This window comes from Brevibacillus parabrevis, assembly GCF_003710905.1.
GTDB classification, from domain to species: domain Bacteria; phylum Bacillota; class Bacilli; order Brevibacillales; family Brevibacillaceae; genus Brevibacillus; species Brevibacillus parabrevis.
The window spans coordinates 221,884-239,269 of the sequence record NZ_RHHV01000009.1 but is presented as its reverse complement, the minus strand read 5'-3'; the positions used below and the strand labels follow the sequence as shown (position 1 = coordinate 239,269).

The 17,386-nt window shown below is 52.9% G+C and carries 17 protein-coding genes and 1 other annotated feature (1 of these 18 cut by a window edge); of the genes, 16 read left to right on the top strand and 1 reads right to left on the bottom strand.

From position 1 onward, the window contains the following. Positions 1-91 precede the first annotated feature (91 nt). The 13 genes from EDM60_RS12400 (at position 92) to EDM60_RS12340 (ending at position 13,396) form a co-directional block, all read left to right on the top strand. Positions 92-568, top strand: a complete 477-nt coding sequence (locus EDM60_RS12400) for a GyrI-like domain-containing protein (protein ID WP_122964256.1) — start codon at positions 92-94, stop codon at positions 566-568. A 116-nt stretch (positions 569-684) separates the two neighbouring features. Further along, positions 685-1,494 (top strand): HipA family kinase, encoded by an 810-nt coding sequence (locus EDM60_RS12395; RefSeq protein WP_233454072.1) that lies wholly within the window; start codon positions 685-687, stop codon positions 1,492-1,494. Positions 1,495-1,628: 134 nt separating this feature from the next. Continuing rightward, positions 1,629-2,441, top strand: a complete 813-nt coding sequence (locus tag EDM60_RS12390; protein ID WP_122964254.1) for an alpha/beta fold hydrolase — start codon at positions 1,629-1,631, stop codon at positions 2,439-2,441. 66 nt (positions 2,442-2,507) lie between these two features. Further along, positions 2,508-4,382 carry a bifunctional metallophosphatase/5'-nucleotidase gene (locus tag EDM60_RS12385; RefSeq protein ID WP_122964253.1) on the top strand — a complete coding sequence of 625 codons (1,875 nt, stop codon included), beginning with the start codon at positions 2,508-2,510 and terminating at the stop codon, positions 4,380-4,382. Between the two features lie 111 nt (positions 4,383-4,493). Continuing rightward, a complete protein-coding gene (locus tag EDM60_RS12380; RefSeq protein ID WP_122964252.1) occupies positions 4,494-4,823 on the top strand; it encodes a PadR family transcriptional regulator in 330 nt (109 codons plus the stop codon). Beyond that, a complete protein-coding gene (locus EDM60_RS12375) occupies positions 4,810-5,361 on the top strand; it encodes an HAAS signaling domain-containing protein (RefSeq protein ID WP_122964251.1) in 552 nt (183 codons plus the stop codon). Before EDM60_RS12380 ends, EDM60_RS12375 begins: the two co-directional genes overlap by 14 nt. A gap of 1 nt (position 5,362) precedes the next feature. After that, the gene (locus tag EDM60_RS12370; RefSeq protein WP_122964250.1) at positions 5,363-6,211 is read left to right on the top strand and encodes a DUF4097 family beta strand repeat-containing protein; all 849 of its coding nucleotides are present in this window, start codon (positions 5,363-5,365) and stop codon (positions 6,209-6,211) included. 138 nt (positions 6,212-6,349) lie between these two features. Beyond that, positions 6,350-7,387, top strand: coding sequence for a uroporphyrinogen decarboxylase (hemE, locus tag EDM60_RS12365; protein WP_122964249.1), 1,038 nt, complete (start codon positions 6,350-6,352; stop codon positions 7,385-7,387). Between the two features lie 16 nt (positions 7,388-7,403). Continuing rightward, positions 7,404-8,336: a ferrochelatase gene (hemH, locus tag EDM60_RS12360; RefSeq protein ID WP_122964248.1), complete on the top strand. Its 933-nt coding sequence runs from the start codon at positions 7,404-7,406 to the stop codon at positions 8,334-8,336. A gap of 12 nt (positions 8,337-8,348) precedes the next feature. Beyond that, positions 8,349-9,758 (top strand): protoporphyrinogen oxidase, encoded by a 1,410-nt coding sequence (hemY, locus tag EDM60_RS12355; RefSeq protein WP_122964247.1) that lies wholly within the window; start codon positions 8,349-8,351, stop codon positions 9,756-9,758. 176 nt (positions 9,759-9,934) lie between these two features. Next, positions 9,935-11,401, top strand: a complete 1,467-nt coding sequence (locus EDM60_RS12350; protein WP_122964246.1) for a LysM peptidoglycan-binding domain-containing protein — start codon at positions 9,935-9,937, stop codon at positions 11,399-11,401. A 14-nt stretch (positions 11,402-11,415) separates the two neighbouring features. Continuing rightward, entirely contained in the window at positions 11,416-12,414 is a 999-nt protein-coding gene (locus tag EDM60_RS12345) for a phosphotransferase (protein WP_122964245.1), read from the top strand. Continuing rightward, the gene (locus EDM60_RS12340; RefSeq protein ID WP_122964244.1) at positions 12,401-13,396 is read left to right on the top strand and encodes a protein kinase family protein; all 996 of its coding nucleotides are present in this window, start codon (positions 12,401-12,403) and stop codon (positions 13,394-13,396) included. Before EDM60_RS12345 ends, EDM60_RS12340 begins: the two co-directional genes overlap by 14 nt. Before the next feature lie 40 nt (positions 13,397-13,436). Here EDM60_RS12340 and EDM60_RS12335 read toward each other — a convergent pair whose 3' ends face one another. Next, positions 13,437-13,622 carry a hypothetical protein gene (locus EDM60_RS12335; protein ID WP_063230156.1) on the bottom strand — a complete coding sequence of 62 codons (186 nt, stop codon included), beginning with the start codon at positions 13,620-13,622 and terminating at the stop codon, positions 13,437-13,439. Positions 13,623-13,798: 176 nt separating this feature from the next. Between EDM60_RS12335 and EDM60_RS12330 the strand changes: the two genes are divergently transcribed. The 3 genes from EDM60_RS12330 to EDM60_RS12320 all read left to right on the top strand — a co-directional run bounded on the left by EDM60_RS12330 (position 13,799) and on the right by EDM60_RS12320 (position 17,329). Then, positions 13,799-15,613 (top strand): PP2C family protein-serine/threonine phosphatase, encoded by a 1,815-nt coding sequence (locus tag EDM60_RS12330; RefSeq protein WP_233454073.1) that lies wholly within the window; start codon positions 13,799-13,801, stop codon positions 15,611-15,613. Between the two features lie 15 nt (positions 15,614-15,628). After that, positions 15,629-16,873: an ATP-binding protein gene (locus EDM60_RS12325; RefSeq protein WP_122964243.1), complete on the top strand. Its 1,245-nt coding sequence runs from the start codon at positions 15,629-15,631 to the stop codon at positions 16,871-16,873. A gap of 105 nt (positions 16,874-16,978) precedes the next feature. Continuing rightward, on the top strand, positions 16,979-17,329 hold the full coding sequence (locus EDM60_RS12320; RefSeq protein ID WP_063230159.1) for an STAS domain-containing protein: 351 nt from the start codon (positions 16,979-16,981) through the stop codon (positions 17,327-17,329). A 33-nt stretch (positions 17,330-17,362) separates the two neighbouring features. Further along, positions 17,363-17,386 (top strand) — a binding site (T-box leader) (it continues 223 nt past the right edge of the window).

The window sequence follows — 17,386 nt, the reverse complement described above, 5'->3', positions numbered from 1 at the left end:
TTAGTTTTTTTGTAAAGATCGGCTGGAAGAAGCAGGATATTGCCGTAACGGATGAGAATACGAGGGGAGCAAAAAAGAGCGAGGTGGAGTCATGGAAGGAACAATTGTACAGGTGCCAGAAAAACACGTGGTAGGACTCAGCTTTTCCGGCTCGTTTTCCATGTTGATCGAGCACATGCCCAAGCTGTGGGAAACGTTTTTGCAGCGACAAGGGGAGATTCCGCTTATGGTGCAGCCCGACGTGCGCTATGACATCAGTGACGAGAACCAGACGTACCAAATGTATACCGAGTATATCGTGGTAGAGGTAGAAGGCTTTGAAAAAATTCCTCCTGGCATGGTCGGGTTCACGCTTCCAGCCAGAACGTACGCCCGCTTCACCCATGCAGGACCGATGGAGACGGTGCAGGACACGTACCGTCAGTTGTTTGGCTGGCTTGACGCACACGGCCACCAGGTCGATCCGCAAGCTTTGCGCATGGAACGGTACGACCAGCGCTTCATTCCTTCCGTGCATCCCCGGCAAAGAGCGGAGAACACGTACGAAATTTTCATTCCGCTCCGCTAAGCGACAAGGGAACAACACCTCTTTTTGCTTTTTGGCGAGGAGATGTTCCTTTTGATTTCACCATTCTGCACCCAAATTCGTATACTGTTAAAAAACAGGGACGAGGTGTACAGGTGGTGAGATTGAGATGGCGTTATCGGAAGCGCCTGCGTAAACGGTACGGCCGACTGATCTGGAAGGTCAAAAGCCGCAAAGGACGCAAGGGATACTTCAAATCGACGGTATATCGGCATCATCGCAAAAATTACCGCATTCTCGTAGCAAACGAGTACATCGCCGCGCATTTGGCGAAAAGCCTCGGGGTGCCTGTCGCAAAAGTGATGCAAGCCCAAGTGCGCGGGCCAAACGGCCGGATCAAGCGTGGAATTATTTCCATCAAGGGCAAAGGCAGCAAAGTGATCCACTGGAAAAAAGTCAAAAAGAAATGGCTGAAAAAACCGCACAAGCACATCAAAGGGGCCAAAAAGCTGGCGCGGCTCGTCGCTTTTGACGCCTGGATTCTCAACCCGGATCGCTCCAACCGCAACCTGATTCTGCACAAGAAAAAGTCGTGGAAGAAGTACAAATGGTACGGAATCGATCATGGGATTTCCTTGTTTGGTAATCCTACTAAATGGAATCTGCGCCGCGCCAGGAAAAAGTTTTCCTGCAAAAAAGCCTACAAGTTTTGCCTGCATTCCGGCGAAAAGAAAAAACAGCGCATTCCCAAAGGGCTGAAGCGCTTTACCCGCGACAACCGCAAGCAACTGGAAAAAATGGTCAAGAAAATCCAGTCCTTGCCCAAAGGAAAGCTCAAAAAAGCGATTCGCCGAGTACCCAAGGGCTTGTTGACACGGGCAGAAAAACGGTTTATCGAAAAAGTGCTGCTGTGTCGTCGCAAGCATTTGAAAAAGGCATTGAAGCGGATTTCCAAGCATTTCGGGTAGCGTTGGAGTGCTTGACCCATCTAGTAAATGAAGTGGAACAGATGGCCTGGAGGAGGCTGTTTTTTCAAGCGTTGCAGTCAGCGCTGGCAACTGGCACGCGGGCAGGCTGAACCAATCACCAAGGAGCGATGCACATGCGAAAAGAAATTCAACTGACAAACGGAGTCAAGCTCGCCTATGTAGAGGAGGGCACAGGGGAAGCGGTCGTTCTCTTGCACGGCTTCTGCGGCAGCTCGCGCTACTGGGACAAGCTGATCCCGTTGTTGTCCCGCACTCACCGTGTATTGGCTGTTGATTTGCGGGGACACGGCCACAGCGCTGCTCCGGACGAGCCTTATTCCATGGAACGGTTTGCCGAGGACATCGCGCTTTGGGCGGAAGCAGCAGGGCTTGCGAAATTCCATCTGTTCGGCCATTCGCTCGGCGGCTATGTGACACTCGCTTTTGCTGAAAAGCACGCGGACAAGCTGGCAAGCTTCGGGCTGATTCACTCCACGCCGTTCCCGGATGACGAAGCGGCCAAGGCGAATCGCAACAAAGGAGCCGACAGCATTCGCGAAAACGGGATGGAGCCGTTTATCAAAGCGCTTGTGCCCAAGCTGTTTGCACCTGATCACGTCGCTTCACTCACGCAAGAGGTCCAAACCGCAAAAGACATCGGGTTCGCCACCAGTCCGGTTGGCGCGATTCAAACGCTTTATGCGATGCGAGATCGCCCGGACCGCAATCACGTTTTGCAAGAGACAGCGCTGCCTGTGCTTTTGGTTGCAGGGGCAAAAGACCAGATCATTCCGGTAGAAAAAACGTTCACTGTGGAACGAAGTCATGTGGTTCATAGGTTGTTGCCTGATGCCGGACACATGGGGATGCTGGAAGCGCCGGAGCAACTGTCAGAAGCCATAGCCGATTTTGTCGGAAAAAACAGCAAATCTGCACCATCAGCCTAGCAAATTTTGCTATAATGGAAGCGTTATCCTATCTTTTTGCATACATAGATGAGAGGGGAATTTCCTATGAAAAAAGCACGTCGCATTACCATGATGGCGTTTGCATCGGTTGTCTTCGCATCGTTGCTGTCGTCCTCCGCACTCGCAGCTCCACTGCATCCTGTCAAACACGTGGACTGGATGGTGAAAAAAGCGATCGTAACAGCAGGCCAAAACGGCGACCTGGCTCTGGATCGTACCGTAACGCTCGCAGAGGCAACCGTTGTATTCTCCAAACTCAAAGGCGCTCAAATCGGTGCGGCAGCAAAAGGCGCGCACTGGGCAACTCCTTACCTGGACTGGGCAAAAGGCCAAGGGGCAGTATCCCAGGACGACTTCAAAAATCCGACGCAAGTGGTCACTTCTGCAAAACTGACGCAAATGGCTGAAAAGCTGGGCTACAAAGTCACTTTCGGAAACAAGGCGAACGTGACGCGCGGAGAGTTTTTCCAGGCGTTGGGTGACGCTGCGACGACACACGTAACCATCGCTCACACAAACGATACGCACGGACACATTCAGGAAGACAAAAGCCAAAAAGAATTTGGCTTCGCTAAAATCGCCACCTTGCTGAAAGAATGGCGTGCGGAAAACAACAACTTCCTTTTGCTGGATGCAGGTGATACGTTCCAAGGAACCGTATTCGTCAACCAGTTCAAGGGCGAATCCGTCGTTCCAATCCTGAACAGCCTCGACTACAATGTGATGGCAGCGGGCAACCACGAGTTTGACTTCGGCTACGAGCAATTGCTGAAACTGCGCGACATGCTGGAACATCCGGTCATTTCCGCGAACGTGTTCAAAGCGGATGGCAAAGAGCTGTTGCTGCCAACCTTCAAGGCTGAAATCGGCGGCAAAAAATTCGCGTTTGTCGGCTTTGTGGCTGAAGACACTCCTGTTTTGACTCACCCTGACAACGTGAAGGGTCTGACCTTCAAGAACCCGGTTGAAGTGGCAAAAGCAGTTGTGCCGCAACTGAAAAAAGAAGTCGATCACGTCATCGTCGTCTCCCATATCGGGGTAGATGTGGACCGCGAAATCGCGAAAAACGTTCCTGGCATCGACCTGATCGTCGGCGGCCACTCCCATACGCCACTGAAAGAGCCTGAGCTGGTCAACGGCACATACATCGTTCAGGACTGGGAATACGGCAAGTCTTTGGGACGCGCTGACCTGTACTACCTGGGCAAAGAGCTGGTTGCATTCAGCGGCGGCTTGAAAGAATACGATGAAACTGTCGTTGCCGATCCGGAAGTTGACAAAATGGTTCAGGAAATTGTGAAGAAAATTGATTCCGTCATGAATGTGGTCATTGCAAAATCCGAGGTTCCACTGGACGGCGACCGCACGCTTGTACGCGCGAAGGAAACCAACGTAGGTAACCTGATTACCGATATCATGCTGGAGCGCACGAAGTCGATCAAAGGACATGAAGCGGATGTAGCGCTGGCAAACGGCGGCGGTATCCGTACACAGCTTCCGGCTGGAGACATTACAAAGAAAAACCTGTACACGCTGCTCCCGTTTGAAAACAACACACTGTCTGTTGTGGAAGTGACGGGAGAAGAGCTGAAGCAGGCGCTGGAAAACGGCGTGAGCCAAGTGGGCACAGGAGCAGGACGCTTCCCGCAAATCAGCGGCATGAGCTTTACTTACAACCCGACAAAACCGGTTGGCGAGCGCGTCCTGGAAGTGAAGGTAGGCGACAAGCCGCTTGACCTGACCAAAACTTACAAAGTAGCGACCATCGACTTCCTGGCAGCTGGCGGCGATGGCTACGAGTCCTTTAAAAAGCCGTTCTTCAACACAGGCTTGTCCATGTACAGCATCGTGGAAGAAGGATTGATGAAGCGCAAAGTGGTCAATCCGAAAGTAGAAGGACGTATTGTCGAAGTAAAATAAAGGTTGTGACGGATCAGACAGGGAAGATGTTCACTTCCCTGTCTTTTCTATCATAAAGTACCTTGCAATATACAGTAGCAATTTGGTAAGCTTTGACATGGGTGATGGACAATGAACGTACAGTTTAAAAAAGGTGTCCTGGAGCTGTGTGTTCTCGTGTTGACCGCCAAACGCGACAGATACGGATATGAACTGGTCGCGAGCATCTCCGAGAAGTTTCATATTGCGGAAGGGACCGTCTACCCTTTGCTGCGCCGATTGACCCTGGAAGGCTTTTTTGAAACCTATCTGACAGAATCGCAAGAAGGGCCGCCACGAAAATATTATCGGCTGACCGAGCAGGGAAGACGCTACATGAATGATCTCGTGCTGGAGTGGCGCATATTCAACCGCGGGGTCAACGAAATGATAGAGGAGGGACTGGGGTATGACAAGACGTGAGTTTATGGATGAGCTGGGCGCGTTGCTTGGCGATTTGCCTGACAAAGAGCGTCTGGACATCCTGGCTGATTATACCGAACATTTTTTGATCGGGATCAAGCAAGGAAAAAGTGAGCATGAAATTGCGGAAAGCCTGGGCAGCCCAAAAACGATTGCCAGAGAGCTTTTGGCCGGCTACCGGATTGATCAGGCGCAGTCCAACGCATCGGTAAGCAATATGTCCAGAGCCATTCTCGCCACGATCAGTCTGGGCTTTTTCAATCTGCTGTTTGTCCTCGGGCCGTTTTTTGGCTTGATCGGCGTGCTGATCGCCTGCTATGCCGTCTCCTTCTCGCTTCTGGTGGCACCGTTTGGCATTTTGATGGAATACGGGTATCCCGAACCGTCGCAGGAACGGCTCTTGCTCTTGTTTGGCAGCCTTGTATCGGTCGGACTGGGAGGAATGCTCACGGTAGGCTTGCTGCGCTTCACCAAGTGGATTTACAGCATGTTCCTAAAGTATCTGCAATTTAACGTGCAGATGATCAGGGGGAAATAAGATGAAAAATTGGGGAAAAAAGCTGTTCGGCATCAGCTTTCTGCTGTTTATCATCGGGGTGTGCGGGCTTGTTTGGCTGTTTTCCAAGCAAGAATATTTCGCCTTCTCGCTAAAAAAAGTCGAGCAGCAGCAAACGATTGAGCAAGATTTCAAGGCAGTGGATGTGAGCACAGGAACCGCAGATTTGGTCATTACGCCGGCAAAAGTAGAGAAAGCGACTGTGCGGCTCGTCGGAGAAGTTGCCGAGATGCAAAAAGATCGCCTGCAATTTACGAGCGAAGTAAGGCCGGACGGGACGCTTGTGGTGTACGTTCAGGAAAAGCTGCGCGTGAGCCTTTTCTATATAGGCAACGACGACTTGAAGCTGGAAGTGACGTTGCCGGAAAAGCAGTATGAGAGCATTCGCTTGAAAACCGACACAGGCAATATCACCAGCGGGGCGTTGACTGCGAGAAAAGCCGACATCGCGTCTCACACGGGTGATTTGGAGTTGAACGGCTTCGCGGGTGAGCGGCTGGACATACAGACCGACACGGGGGATATGCAGCTTGCCGGAATCCGCGCCGCTGTAACGATCGACACGGCCACAGGAGACATCGACAAGCTGATTTTGCCTGAGTTGACGCAAAATACGACAATTCGGACCGATACGGGCGATGTGCGGATGGAAGTGGAAAAGCAGCCGGAAAAGGCGCAACTGGAACTTTCCACAGATACGGGAACGATCGAGGCTGGCTGGCAAGGGATGTCCTACGAGGAAAAAGACAGGTATTACATGAAAGGAACGCTCGGAACAGCGGGGCCGAAGGTGTATGTCAAGACTTCTACGGGAGATATCCGCATTCAATAGAAGAAGTTTGGCAACAATGGTGGATAGGATTGGAAAGCGCGAAACGAAAAGATTTTGACACAAAAGAGTCATTACTTGTCGAATGCCCAGTGGTATCATATTGATGGGACAGATTATTGTGCAAAGAGAGGATTATTCATGACTTCAAAACCATTTAACGATACGTTTTTGAAAGCATGCCGCGGGGAGGCGACAGAGCATGTCCCTGTCTGGTACATGCGCCAGGCGGGACGATACCAGCCCGAATACCGCGCAATTCGCGCGAAGTATACCTTTTTTGAGATGAATTACATACCGGAAGTGTGCGCAGAAGTGACACGCCTGCCTGTAGACCAGTTGGGCGTAGATGCCGCCATTTTGTTCGCGGACATCATGACCCCGCTAAAACCGATTGGTGTCGACGTGAACATCGAGTCGGGAATTGGCCCGGTGATTGCCAATCCGATTGAGTCATTGGCGGATGTGCAGCGCCTGCTCGACCTGGAGCCGGAAACGCACGTGCCGTATATTTTGGAATCGATCAAGCTGTTGCGCGAGCAGTTGTCTGTTCCGCTGATCGGTTTTGCGGGAGCGCCGTTCACCCTTGCCAGCTACATGATCGAGGGCGGCCCTTCCAAGCATTACCACAAGACCAAAGCTTTCATGTACACGGAACCAGCAGCTTGGCAGGCGCTGATGGAGAAGCTCGGCGACTTGACGATCACGTACCTGAAGGCGCAAATCAAGGCCGGGGCGCAAGCGGTTCAAGTGTTTGACTCATGGGTAGGCGCGTTGAACGACGAAGATTATCGCGAGTACATAACGCCTGTCATGACCCGGATTTTTCAAGCGCTGAAAGAAACAGGAGTGCCGACCATCTACTTCGGAATCGGTGCGGGTCATCTTTTGCTGGATTGGAACCGCTTGCCTGTGGATGTCGTCGGTCTGGACTGGCGCACTTCCATCACGACAGCGCGCAATATGGGTGTGACCAAAACGCTCCAGGGCAACCTCGACCCGACGCTGCTGCTTGCTCCTTGGGAGAAGCTCGAAGCAAAAGCGAAAGAGATTCTCGACGAAGGTACAAAACAGCCAGGTTTCATTTTCAATCTGGGGCACGGTGTATTCCCTGACGCCAAGGTAGAAACGCTGCAAAAATTGACCGCGTTCATTCATAGCTACAAACGGGACGTGTGACCAGGAGGGGTTGGAAATGTCGAAGCCAAAAACAGGGCTTTTGCTGATGGCGTATGGAACGCCGCGCAGCCCTGAGCAAATCGAACCATACTACACGCACATTCGCCGCGGCCGCAAACCGCCGCAAGAACTGCTTGACGACTTGAGAGCCCGCTATGAGGCGGTAGATGGGCTGAACCGTTTTGCGGATATTACGGACGAGCAGGTGCGAGCGCTGACTGCGGAACTGAACAAGCGTTATCCCGATCGGGAGTTTGTCGGATACTTGGGGTTGAAGCATATTGCCCCGTTCATCGAGGATGCTGTCGAGCAGATGAAGCGAGACGGTATTGAAGAGGCGGTAAGTCTGGTTCTCGCTCCGCATTACTCCAGCTACAGCGTAAAAGAGTACAACGGCAGAGCGCAGGAGCATTCCGAATCGATCCAAGGCCCGAAAATCGAGAGCATCGAGAGCTGGTATTTGGAACCGGGCTTCATTGAATACTGGGCGAAAGCGATTGCGGGTACGTTTGCCTCGATGCCGGAAGAAGAACGCGGACAAGCCGTCGTCATCTTCTCTGCCCACAGTCTCCCGGAAAAAATCTTGAAGTCTGGCGATCCTTATCCGCAGCAACTGGAGGATACAGCCAAGCTGATTGCCGAGCAGGCCGGAATTTCCCGCTATGCTATCGGCTGGCAGAGTGCGGGCAACACGCCAGAGCCGTGGCTTGGGCCAGACGTTCAAGATTTGACGAGAGACTTGTACAAAGAGCACGGCTACCAGTCGTTCGTCTATTGTCCGGTCGGGTTCGTAGCCGAGCACCTCGAAGTGTTGTTTGACAATGATATGGAATGCAAGGCAGTAACGGAAGAGCTGGGTGTTCACTACCATCGCCCTCCGATGCCTAACGCCAGGCCTGCGTTTATTTCCTGTCTGGCTGATGCGATCGGGAAAAAGCTGGCGAACTAGGGGATTGATCACATGAGCGAGAAATCTTATCATGTAACGATTGTTGGCGGCGGCATCACCGGATTGACCGCTGCTTTTTACTTGCAAAAAGAGATCGAAGCAAAAGGGCTGCCGATTTCCTATCAGCTGCTCGAACAGCAGGATCACCTGGGCGGAAAGATCAAGACGTGGCGGCACGAAGGCTTTGTCATCGAGCTGGGACCGGATTCGTTTTTGGAGCGGAAAACGAGCGCAGGCGAGCTGGCAGCCGATTTGGGGCTTGCGCATGAACTGGTGCGCAACAGCACCGGACAGGCTTACATTTGGCACAAAAATCGCTTGCAGCCGATTCCGGAAGGCGCCGTGATGGGGGTGCCGACCAAGCTGATGCCGTTTGTGACGACAGACCTGATCTCGTGGCCAGGCAAAATCCGCGCAGCAGCCGACTTGATTTTGCCTGCCTCCAAAGGCGATGCGGATATTTCCGTAGGCGAATTTTTCCGGCGCAGGCTGGGGGATGAAGTGATCGACAACCTCATTTCTCCGCTTCTGTCAGGCGTCTACTCCGGGGATCTCGACCACCTCAGCTTGCTGGCGAGCTTTCCGCAGTTCGCGCAAATGGAAAAGCAGCACCGCAGCCTGATTCTCGCGATGAAGCATTCGCGCCCGCAGTCGAAAGCACCTGGCAAGCCAAAAGGCATTTTCCTGACGCTTGCGAACGGATTGCAATCGTTGGTGGAAGGCATTGAAAAAAGCTTGCCTAGTGAAGTGTTGCTGAAAGGCACAGGGGTCACCAAGCTGGAAAAACGGCCAGACGGCAAGTATGCGCTCGCTTTGACAAACGGTCAGCTGCTTGAGACGGACGCCGTTTTGTTCACCGTACCCCACGCTGTCTCGGAGCCTTTGCTGCGGCCTTTTGCCAATGTTGCGACACTGGAGAACGCCAAGCCGCACATGGTAGCGACGATTGCCATGGCTTTTCCGGAGAGCGGGATCGAGCTGGGGATGGAAGGGACAGGCTTCATCGTGCCGCGCCACTCCGGTGCGACGATTACGGCGTGTACGTGGGCGCATCGGAAATGGCCGCACATGGTGCCGAACAACAAGGCGCTCTTGAGAAGCTTCGTCGGGCGAGCGACAGAGCAAGCCTTTATGCAGATGACCGACGAAGAGATTCTGGACGTTGTGCTGCGCGATTTGCGCAAGATCATGACCATCCGTCAAGAGCCGGAGTTTTACAGTGTCACCCGTCTGCAAAACGCGATTCCATATGTGGTCGGACATCAGGCGTGGGTGCGGGACGTGAAACAAAAGCTGAAAGCCAGCCTGCCGGGGGTCATGGTGGCAGGGGCATCCTACAACGGTGTAGGTGTGCCGGATTGTATTGCCCAAGGAAAAAAAGCCATATTGGAATGGATCGCATCTGTGCAACCGGGGAGCTAACCCCGGTTTTTCCTTTTTTCGGTGCTAAACGGCTCGTCCTGTCCATATAGTATAGGGAAATGTCCTGCACTCGGTCGATCGGATGCCTGTACAACTCGTATCGACCTTGGCGCATCAAAGGCATCGCCCAAAAAAAAGCTTGGCGGAGCCCAAGTTTTCGAAAAGGAGGAGCACGAATGGCGTTACAGGATGGGCTGCTTTCGTTTGCCATCAAGGAGACCATTTTCCTCTCATCCGATAGAGCCGGAATCGGCGAATTGCAAGAGCTGGAACTGGTGCCTGATGTCGAGGTTCTGGAAAACGATTCGTATGTCTCGATCACGGGTTGCTTGCAATTGGTAGGAAAATACGAGCCGATCAGGGAGGCCGCAGAAGCGAACAGCGGCGGAACGGAAACTCTGGTTGAGGCAGTAACTTTTCCGCCGTTTCGTCAGGAAGCGTCGGAAGAGGTGCAGTACGGCTGGGAGGAGCAAATCGGCCATCGCATCCCGTTGAACATTACGATTCCGTTGGACCGGATTGCGGAAATTGGCGACATTTACGCGATTGTAGACAGCTTTGATTACAAGCTGGAATCTCCGCATCAAATGCTGATTGATGCAGATTTGAAAATCATGGGGATTCTTTTGGGCGAACAACAGGCTGCCCAGCCAGCGTCAGCCGATCAGGAACCGGCTGCAGAGGAAGCGAGAGCCTGGGAATACGCCCATGCGACGGACGAATCGTATCAGGAGTACGCTTCACCTGCCTCTCTGGACGAAATCGAGGAAAAGCTGAGTGCGCTCGAAGCAGAACTGGAACGGCAGGCATTGCCAGCTTCTTATGACTCGACTGAATCGCCGTCCGTTTTCGACGCTCCCGCGATTGCCTACAGCGATCCTGAGGATATCCCGTCGCAATACGGGGAAGTGCAGGAACATTATGGCGAGGTGCAGGAGGTGGCGCAAAGTGAGCCGCAAAAAGCGTGGATGGCCGATCCTGCCGCTTACGAAACGCACGGTCAGGCTGAGGCTCAGTACGACTCCCCTGCGTACGATGTGCTTGCCTATCAGGATGTTCAGGCCCGCGAGCAGGAGAGAAAACAGCATGACGCGGATGAACCTGTGCTTGCCATCCACGAACAGAACGAGATTGATTACGCTCCGGTAGCGAGTGAGCCTGACGAGTCTGCCTACGATGCGAATGCCGTACAAGAAGTGCATGCCGACCTCGAGGAAGAGGAAGCAGAGCCAGTGATTGCGCAGCCAGAAGTGGTGGAAGAGACAGAGCTGAAAGTAGCCATTTCCGGCAAGGCTTCCCGCGAAGAGAAGGCCAATGTCAACATCACCACCATCTTTTCGCAAGCCAGTCGCGCCAAACAGGAAGCGCAAGCCAGCGAAGCGGAGTCCTCGTCCAGCACCTCCCGCCACGGCTCTTCAGTGGGGGCGAGTCCCGGGACGATGGAGGCGATGCATAATCTCACCTCGTTCGTGCGGCGCAAGGAAGAGAGCACAAGTCAGTTGAAGATGTGCATCATTCAGCGTGACGAGACGCTGGAGCATATTTCCCAGCGCTATTCGTTGCCAGTGTCCAAAATCGTGGAAGTGAACAGGCTCGCTTCCGAACAGGTTGTCGCGGGACAAATTTTGTACATCCCGCAATAAAGGAGTGGGGGACCGTGGATAAGATCGATCTCTCCGAAGTTTGCCAGCATTATCGGGCGCGCGTGATTCGAATCACGCCGCTCGATGACTGCTATTTACTGGAGACTAACCGGGGCCCCAAGGAACTCCACGTCTGGCCGCGTGTGGATGTGATGCGCTGGTCGTTTGCCTGGCGCGAGCGATTGGCTCGTCAGGGGTTTCGCGTAGTGGAAAGGTTCATACGTACGCGAGAGACTAAGCCGTTTCTGGTTGTAGGCAAGCGTGGCGTCACCATGACCGACCACGCCCGGCACATCGAAGCGTGCGAGCCTGGGACGGAATGGGCTTACAGGTGTGGCCGAGTCATTGGCATGATGCACTTGTCTCAACAGGAAAGTCCCATCTTGTCGGGGATCGATTACTTGAAGCAAGAACAAATCGGTGCAGATGCCAAATGGACGAAGGCCAAGGCGTTCGCAGAAGCGTTTCGGAACAAGCACGGACGCGAGCCGGGAGAAAAAAGATGGGTAGCAGAGTTGATGCAGCCGATGCTTCAGCGAATGGAGCGCTCTTCGGCCATGCTCACTCATCCGAGTATTACGCCGGAAACCGTCAGTGTGTCGCATCGGGAGCTGCTGCGGGACAATTGGGGCATGGTGAAAGGAGAGCTGTACCTGAGGGGCTTTTTCCGGCCAGCCTTGTCCGTTCAGCAAAGAGACGTGGCGAGTTTTCTGCGGGATCATTACTTGACGCATAAAGATCTGGGGCAAATTGACGCTTTTCTCGACGGATACGAGGAGGTCAAGCCGCTCACCTACGGAGATTACACCGTCATGCTCGCTTTTATGGCTCGTCCTCGCGAAGTGTACAAAAGCATGGAAGCCTACACCAGACGGATTGCGAACAGGGAAGAAGCATCGGTAAAAGCGATCGAGCAGGCGCTGCGCATTCAAGAGTCGGTAGACCAGTTGCTTCAGCACATTGCGTATCGGGCTGAGCAGACGAGGAGGGAGGGAGTAGATGAGCCGATATGACGATGTTTATCCGTTGTTTCAAGAGTACGATATGTACGCGCAGAGCATCGATCTTCTAAAAGAACCAAACGTATTCAAGGCGACGACTCCCTACGGCTCTTACGTCTGCAAGCGGGCGAACGTGTCTGCCAAGCGGCTCGTTTTCGTAAGCGACATGCTGCGCCAGCTGCAGCAGCGAGGCTGGGATGGAGCGGTTCCTTTTACGTATACGAAATTCGATGATCCGTTTATTGTGCTGGGGGATGCGGTGTACTATGTGACGCCCTGGCAGCCGGGGAGCGAGGAGTGGACAGAGCAGCCGCTGGCGTGGGCAACTCCAGCCATCGAGCGGCTGGCCGAGCTTCATCATCTGACGCAAAACTATCGCTTCGATGATCCGAGACAGGTAGAGCCGCTGATCGACTCGCTGCTGAATCGCTGGCAGTATTGGCAAGGCCAGATGGAAAAGGCGGCGGAAGTGGCGGGAGGGCGGCAGTATCCTTCTCCGTTCGACCTCGTCTTTTTGGCAAACAAAGCGTTTGTGACGGAGATGAGCCAGACAGCCACCGACCTTTTGACCGACTGGAAAGAACGGCATGAGACACACGCGCATTTTCGCCTGTCGCTGATTCACGGCTATCCGCACCCCGCGCATATCGTGCCGGATCGCTCGGGGAAGGGAAAGCTGCTCAATTTTGACCGAGCCAGCTTTGACACGCCTGTGCGCGACCTCACCCTGTTTTACCGGACGTATTTCCAACTGGCGGGAGATGAAGCAGGCGCCTCCCAGCTGTACCATCGCTACGCAGCCATTTTTCCCTTGCGACCGGAAGAAATCGAGCTGTTGGCAGCGTTCCTGTCGTACCCGGAACGAATCATGAGGGACATCGACGTCTATTACCACAATCGCAAAGATTGGAGTGAGCTGTACGCGGTGAAGCGCCTGGAAAAAGATATGGACCGTCTGATGCGATTGCACCGTTGGGTCCAGCAAGCTTTTTGACGAGCAACGTCTCACAAAGGTGGGGCGTTGCTTTTTGCATTTACAGCCACTCCAGTACGATCGCCACGTACAAAAGGGCGAGCAGGCCGAGAAGGATCACGTCAAACGAGGTGGGAAACAGGACGGTGCGGATGAACTGAAAAATCATCAAGGGAATCAACACTTGCTTGCATCCATATTTGATTCGCAGGTAGGTAGGGTTGTACTTCCAGCGAAAATTCATCATCGTTATCACCTCATTTCAGCATATGCGAGGTGGGCTGGGTCAGTGCCTAGATTTCCGCGACGAAAAAACGAGATTTCTTTCTTGTTTACGTATATTTGAACATATGGGTTTGAGAATGGGAGGAAACGGGAACGTATAGGGCAGGAAGGCTAGGACGAACGTGTAAAGGTGAGCGAATGATCTGGAAAATAGCACTCTACTTGTCAGGGATAGGTATAGGTGTGTATTTGATTTTCTTATCGTGCGGCTTGCAGCGGCAACCGCATAGATGGTTTGACATTTCTTTTTTGCAAGGGATCGGACTGATTGCCTGGGGACTTGGCAGTTTGCTCGTTCTTGCTTTCGCCTGGATCGGTCACGGGCTAGGGGTGCCGTTTTGTTCAGGGACTTATCTGGCGGGCATCGTTTCCTTGCTCTTTTTGCTTTTGACGCACAGACCGCTGCGCGCGAAAACGCAAATCAAGGGTGCCCAGCTTTTAATGGACTGGCAAATGAGCACAAGGCAGCACACAGGCATCGTGCAGGTGATTCTTCTGGTCATCACCGCTTCCTTGCTTGCGCTGCCGGAAATGCCGTTTTATGCTAAAGTAGGGTTGGCTATAGCTGTTGGCTATACGAGCGTTCGGACATACTTAAACAATAGGGACAACCAGCATCTCATGTCGGAGACGCTATCGTCGGTCAGCTCTCTGGAATCGAGGCTTACCCAGCAACTCGCCCATACGGAGTGGATGAACAATCAGCTGTCTCTCGTTGAGGAACTCAAGCAAAATTACGAGGAATTGCTGATTGCGAGCAACAAAATCAGCGTGAGCGACGTCCATTACGATAGCATTCACCGCATAACGACTGAGCTTGTAGATGTCTGGTTTCATCAAATCAAAACACTTGCTTACATTGGCATCAGTTGGGAGTCCGAGCACGGGGATGTTTATTTTCACATGGAGCGGGGCAGACGCGACGACCGTGGCGCTGCGCACTTCGTCGAGGAGCGGATTGTCGTCTCGGAGCAGTGGGACACCGCCAAGACACCCCGCTATGTCAGGCTGTTGGCTCAGACTGTATGCAACGAGTACGATATGGAAACAAAAGAGCTGGAGCAATCGTTTTTCCAACTGCTGCTCGTGACCGTGCGGGGATTGATCTTGCGCTGCCTGCATGAGCACCAGTCGTCAGAGCTGAAAGAGCTTGAGCTGGAGATGGGCTTGGCTCGCAGAATCCAGTCTATGCTGATTCCGAAAGAGGAATGGCGGGTGGACGGATTGCGCGCCAGAACCGTTTTTGTTCCGGTCACTTACGTAGGCGGAGATTACATTGATTTTGTCCCGATTGATGAACGCTACACTTGTTTTATTGTAGCGGACGTATCCGGGCACGGTCTGCCTGCGAGCATTTGGGCGACAGGCATTCGCATTGCCGTAAGGGCGGTGCTGCAAAACAACGCGTCGCCGGACGACATTTTGCAGCGGTTGAATCAGCTGCTGTATACCGATTTGGCCAAAACGCGCTCGTACATTACCATGCTGGTCGCCGTCTACGACTCTGTCCAGCACAAAATTTTGCTTGCCAGGGCAGGCCATCCGCAGCCGCTCTATTTGTCGGCGACGAAAAAAGCGGTTCTGCGCTGCAACGGGGGCGTAGGACTAGGGCTTTTGGCGGATAGCACCTATCAGCTTGAGGAAGTACCCTTGAAAGAAGAGGGTATACTACTACTATACACAGATGGATTATTGGATACGGGAAGAAAAGATGTGCTGCGAAGCTCTCACGGTTTGCTCGAAGAACTTGCTGTTCTTTTGGACGAGCACGAGCCGGGCAGTGAAGAGACGATTGAGCGTGTGGAATCGTACCTGTGGGCGATGATGCGCCAAGGCCAGCAAACCGATGACATATCCGTTTTGATTTTGCAGTTTCAGTCCGGCTCTTCTGCCGGACATAGAGGAAAGGAAACTCCTGTACTGTTGGGAGTACCCGAGCTGAAGCGCCCGTGAATAGGAGGATGAACGGTGATTCTGTGTGAACAGTGTCCGGACAATCCCTCTTGTCGCAACTGTCTTCTGGAGCTCCGTTCTGGCGGGTCCGCTCAAAAAGTGCTGCCGCCGCGCAAGGTAAAAGTGACGGAGCTTGCGACAATGGAAACAAGTCAAGCGCAATTGATAGCAGTCAGCCGGACAGCTATCGGCCTGCTTAGTCCGTCCAAACAATTGCATGGACGCATGGAGGTCGAGCTCGCTTTCGATTTTCGCATTATCGGCAGCGGGCTGCAGGGAATCAACGGTGTTCCTTACTATGTCGTTGATATCGAGAAGGTTTTGCGCAAAGAAGAAGTTCTGGAGCGATTGCTTCTGGAAGAATTTCACACCTGGCATTTGCGTGGCGAATTGGACCCTACAGACGTATTAACTAATTGGAAAGATCGCGACGACGAGCGAGGACGGCTGATTAAACAGGAGCTGCAAAAGCTGTCGATCCTGCGGCAAATCGAATCGATCTTCCTCTATCTTTTTGATGACGGAAACATCCGCCCGCTTGGATCGAGTCGGGCAGATCCGGATGTCGAGACACAGATGCAGCGTCTGATCAACGAAGCGGCTGTTCGTGGCGCAGGCGAATCGCTGCGGGAGCAGATCGTCAGCGGCGACGGGAAAAAAGTATTCGAGATGTATGTTTCCGATCTCCCGGACCGTACCTGTGGGATTGCCCTGATCGATGTCACGGCAGCTATCGCGGAAGAACGGATGAGAAAGCGGCGCGAATGGGAGATTTACCGCGATATTTTAGGGGTGGTTACCGCCGGAAAGCTGCTGCTGCTAAGCGACGAAGAGCTGTTTTTTTTGCTGCGGGAGGGCCGGAAATCGCTGGCGATGGACATCAAGGAGCCAGGCGATCTGGCTTTGCTCAGGCGAGCGTTCAAGCGTGCTCTTGAGCCGTTGGGGCTTGTTGCCAACCGATTGCTGCAATTTTTGGTGGCGGTTAACGAAGCGGCTTCGAATACACTCAAGCATGGAAGCGGTGGAACGATTACTTTGTACATAGCAAACGATCTTGGGCTTTGCCGGGTTGTCATTCACGACCAGGGGCAGGGGATTTTGCTGGAGGACTTGCCGCGAGCGACGCTGCAGCAAGGATTTTCGACGCGAAATTCCCTCGGTGCGGGCTTTCATGTCATGCTGCAATACTGCGATCGTATTTATTTGAGCAGCACAGCACAAGGGACCAAGCTTATTTTGGAGAGTGCGTTGCCAAGCTGATGAACATTGGGGAAAATACCAAATGTTTGCAAGTGGAGTGAACCGGGTAACATGAGAGAGAGAAAAGAATCAGGTGTACCGATACCTATTGAGAGGAGTTTGAGCATGGACTACCGAGCAACAGAGACGAACGGACAGGCTACGCTGTTTTTCGCTGGAGAGCTGGACATGGCGGTGGGAGATCGAGTGGGTGAACTGCTCCAGCAATACGGAGGGCGAAACCATTCCGTGACTGTCGATTTTCATGGTGTATCCTTTGTAGATTCTTCCGGTATTGGCAGTCTGTATTTCACAACGAAAGAATTGCTTGCCTCTGGCAAACAGGTAGAGATTGTCAATGTCCGGGAAGAAATTTTGGACATTTTAAGTGTACTGGGCTTTACCGAGGCGCTGGGCATTACGGTCGGAAAAGTAGGCGAAACCGGGTTTGACGCCAAACAGCGTGATTGTATATAATAAGCAAAGGCAATGATCCCACAACTACATATCGTATCAATGATGATCGGGAAGAGT

Coding starts and splice junctions, on each gene's coding strand:
- EDM60_RS12400 (WP_122964256.1), top strand. CDS start 92: ATGGAAGGAACAATTGTACAGGTGCCAGAAAAACACGTGGTAGGACTC.
- EDM60_RS12390 (WP_122964254.1), top strand. CDS start 1,629: ATGCGAAAAGAAATTCAACTGACAAACGGAGTCAAGCTCGCCTATGTA.
- EDM60_RS12385 (WP_122964253.1), top strand. CDS start 2,508: ATGAAAAAAGCACGTCGCATTACCATGATGGCGTTTGCATCGGTTGTC.
- EDM60_RS12380 (WP_122964252.1), top strand. CDS start 4,494: ATGAACGTACAGTTTAAAAAAGGTGTCCTGGAGCTGTGTGTTCTCGTG.
- EDM60_RS12375 (WP_122964251.1), top strand. CDS start 4,810: ATGACAAGACGTGAGTTTATGGATGAGCTGGGCGCGTTGCTTGGCGAT.
- EDM60_RS12370 (WP_122964250.1), top strand. CDS start 5,363: ATGAAAAATTGGGGAAAAAAGCTGTTCGGCATCAGCTTTCTGCTGTTT.
- hemE (WP_122964249.1), top strand. CDS start 6,350: ATGACTTCAAAACCATTTAACGATACGTTTTTGAAAGCATGCCGCGGG.
- hemH (WP_122964248.1), top strand. CDS start 7,404: ATGTCGAAGCCAAAAACAGGGCTTTTGCTGATGGCGTATGGAACGCCG.
- hemY (WP_122964247.1), top strand. CDS start 8,349: ATGAGCGAGAAATCTTATCATGTAACGATTGTTGGCGGCGGCATCACC.
- EDM60_RS12350 (WP_122964246.1), top strand. CDS start 9,935: ATGGCGTTACAGGATGGGCTGCTTTCGTTTGCCATCAAGGAGACCATT.
- EDM60_RS12340 (WP_122964244.1), top strand. CDS start 12,401: ATGAGCCGATATGACGATGTTTATCCGTTGTTTCAAGAGTACGATATG.
- EDM60_RS12335 (WP_063230156.1), bottom strand. CDS start 13,622: ATGATGAATTTTCGCTGGAAGTACAACCCTACCTACCTGCGAATCAAA.
- EDM60_RS12330 (WP_233454073.1), top strand. CDS start 13,799: ATGATCTGGAAAATAGCACTCTACTTGTCAGGGATAGGTATAGGTGTG.
- EDM60_RS12320 (WP_063230159.1), top strand. CDS start 16,979: ATGGACTACCGAGCAACAGAGACGAACGGACAGGCTACGCTGTTTTTC.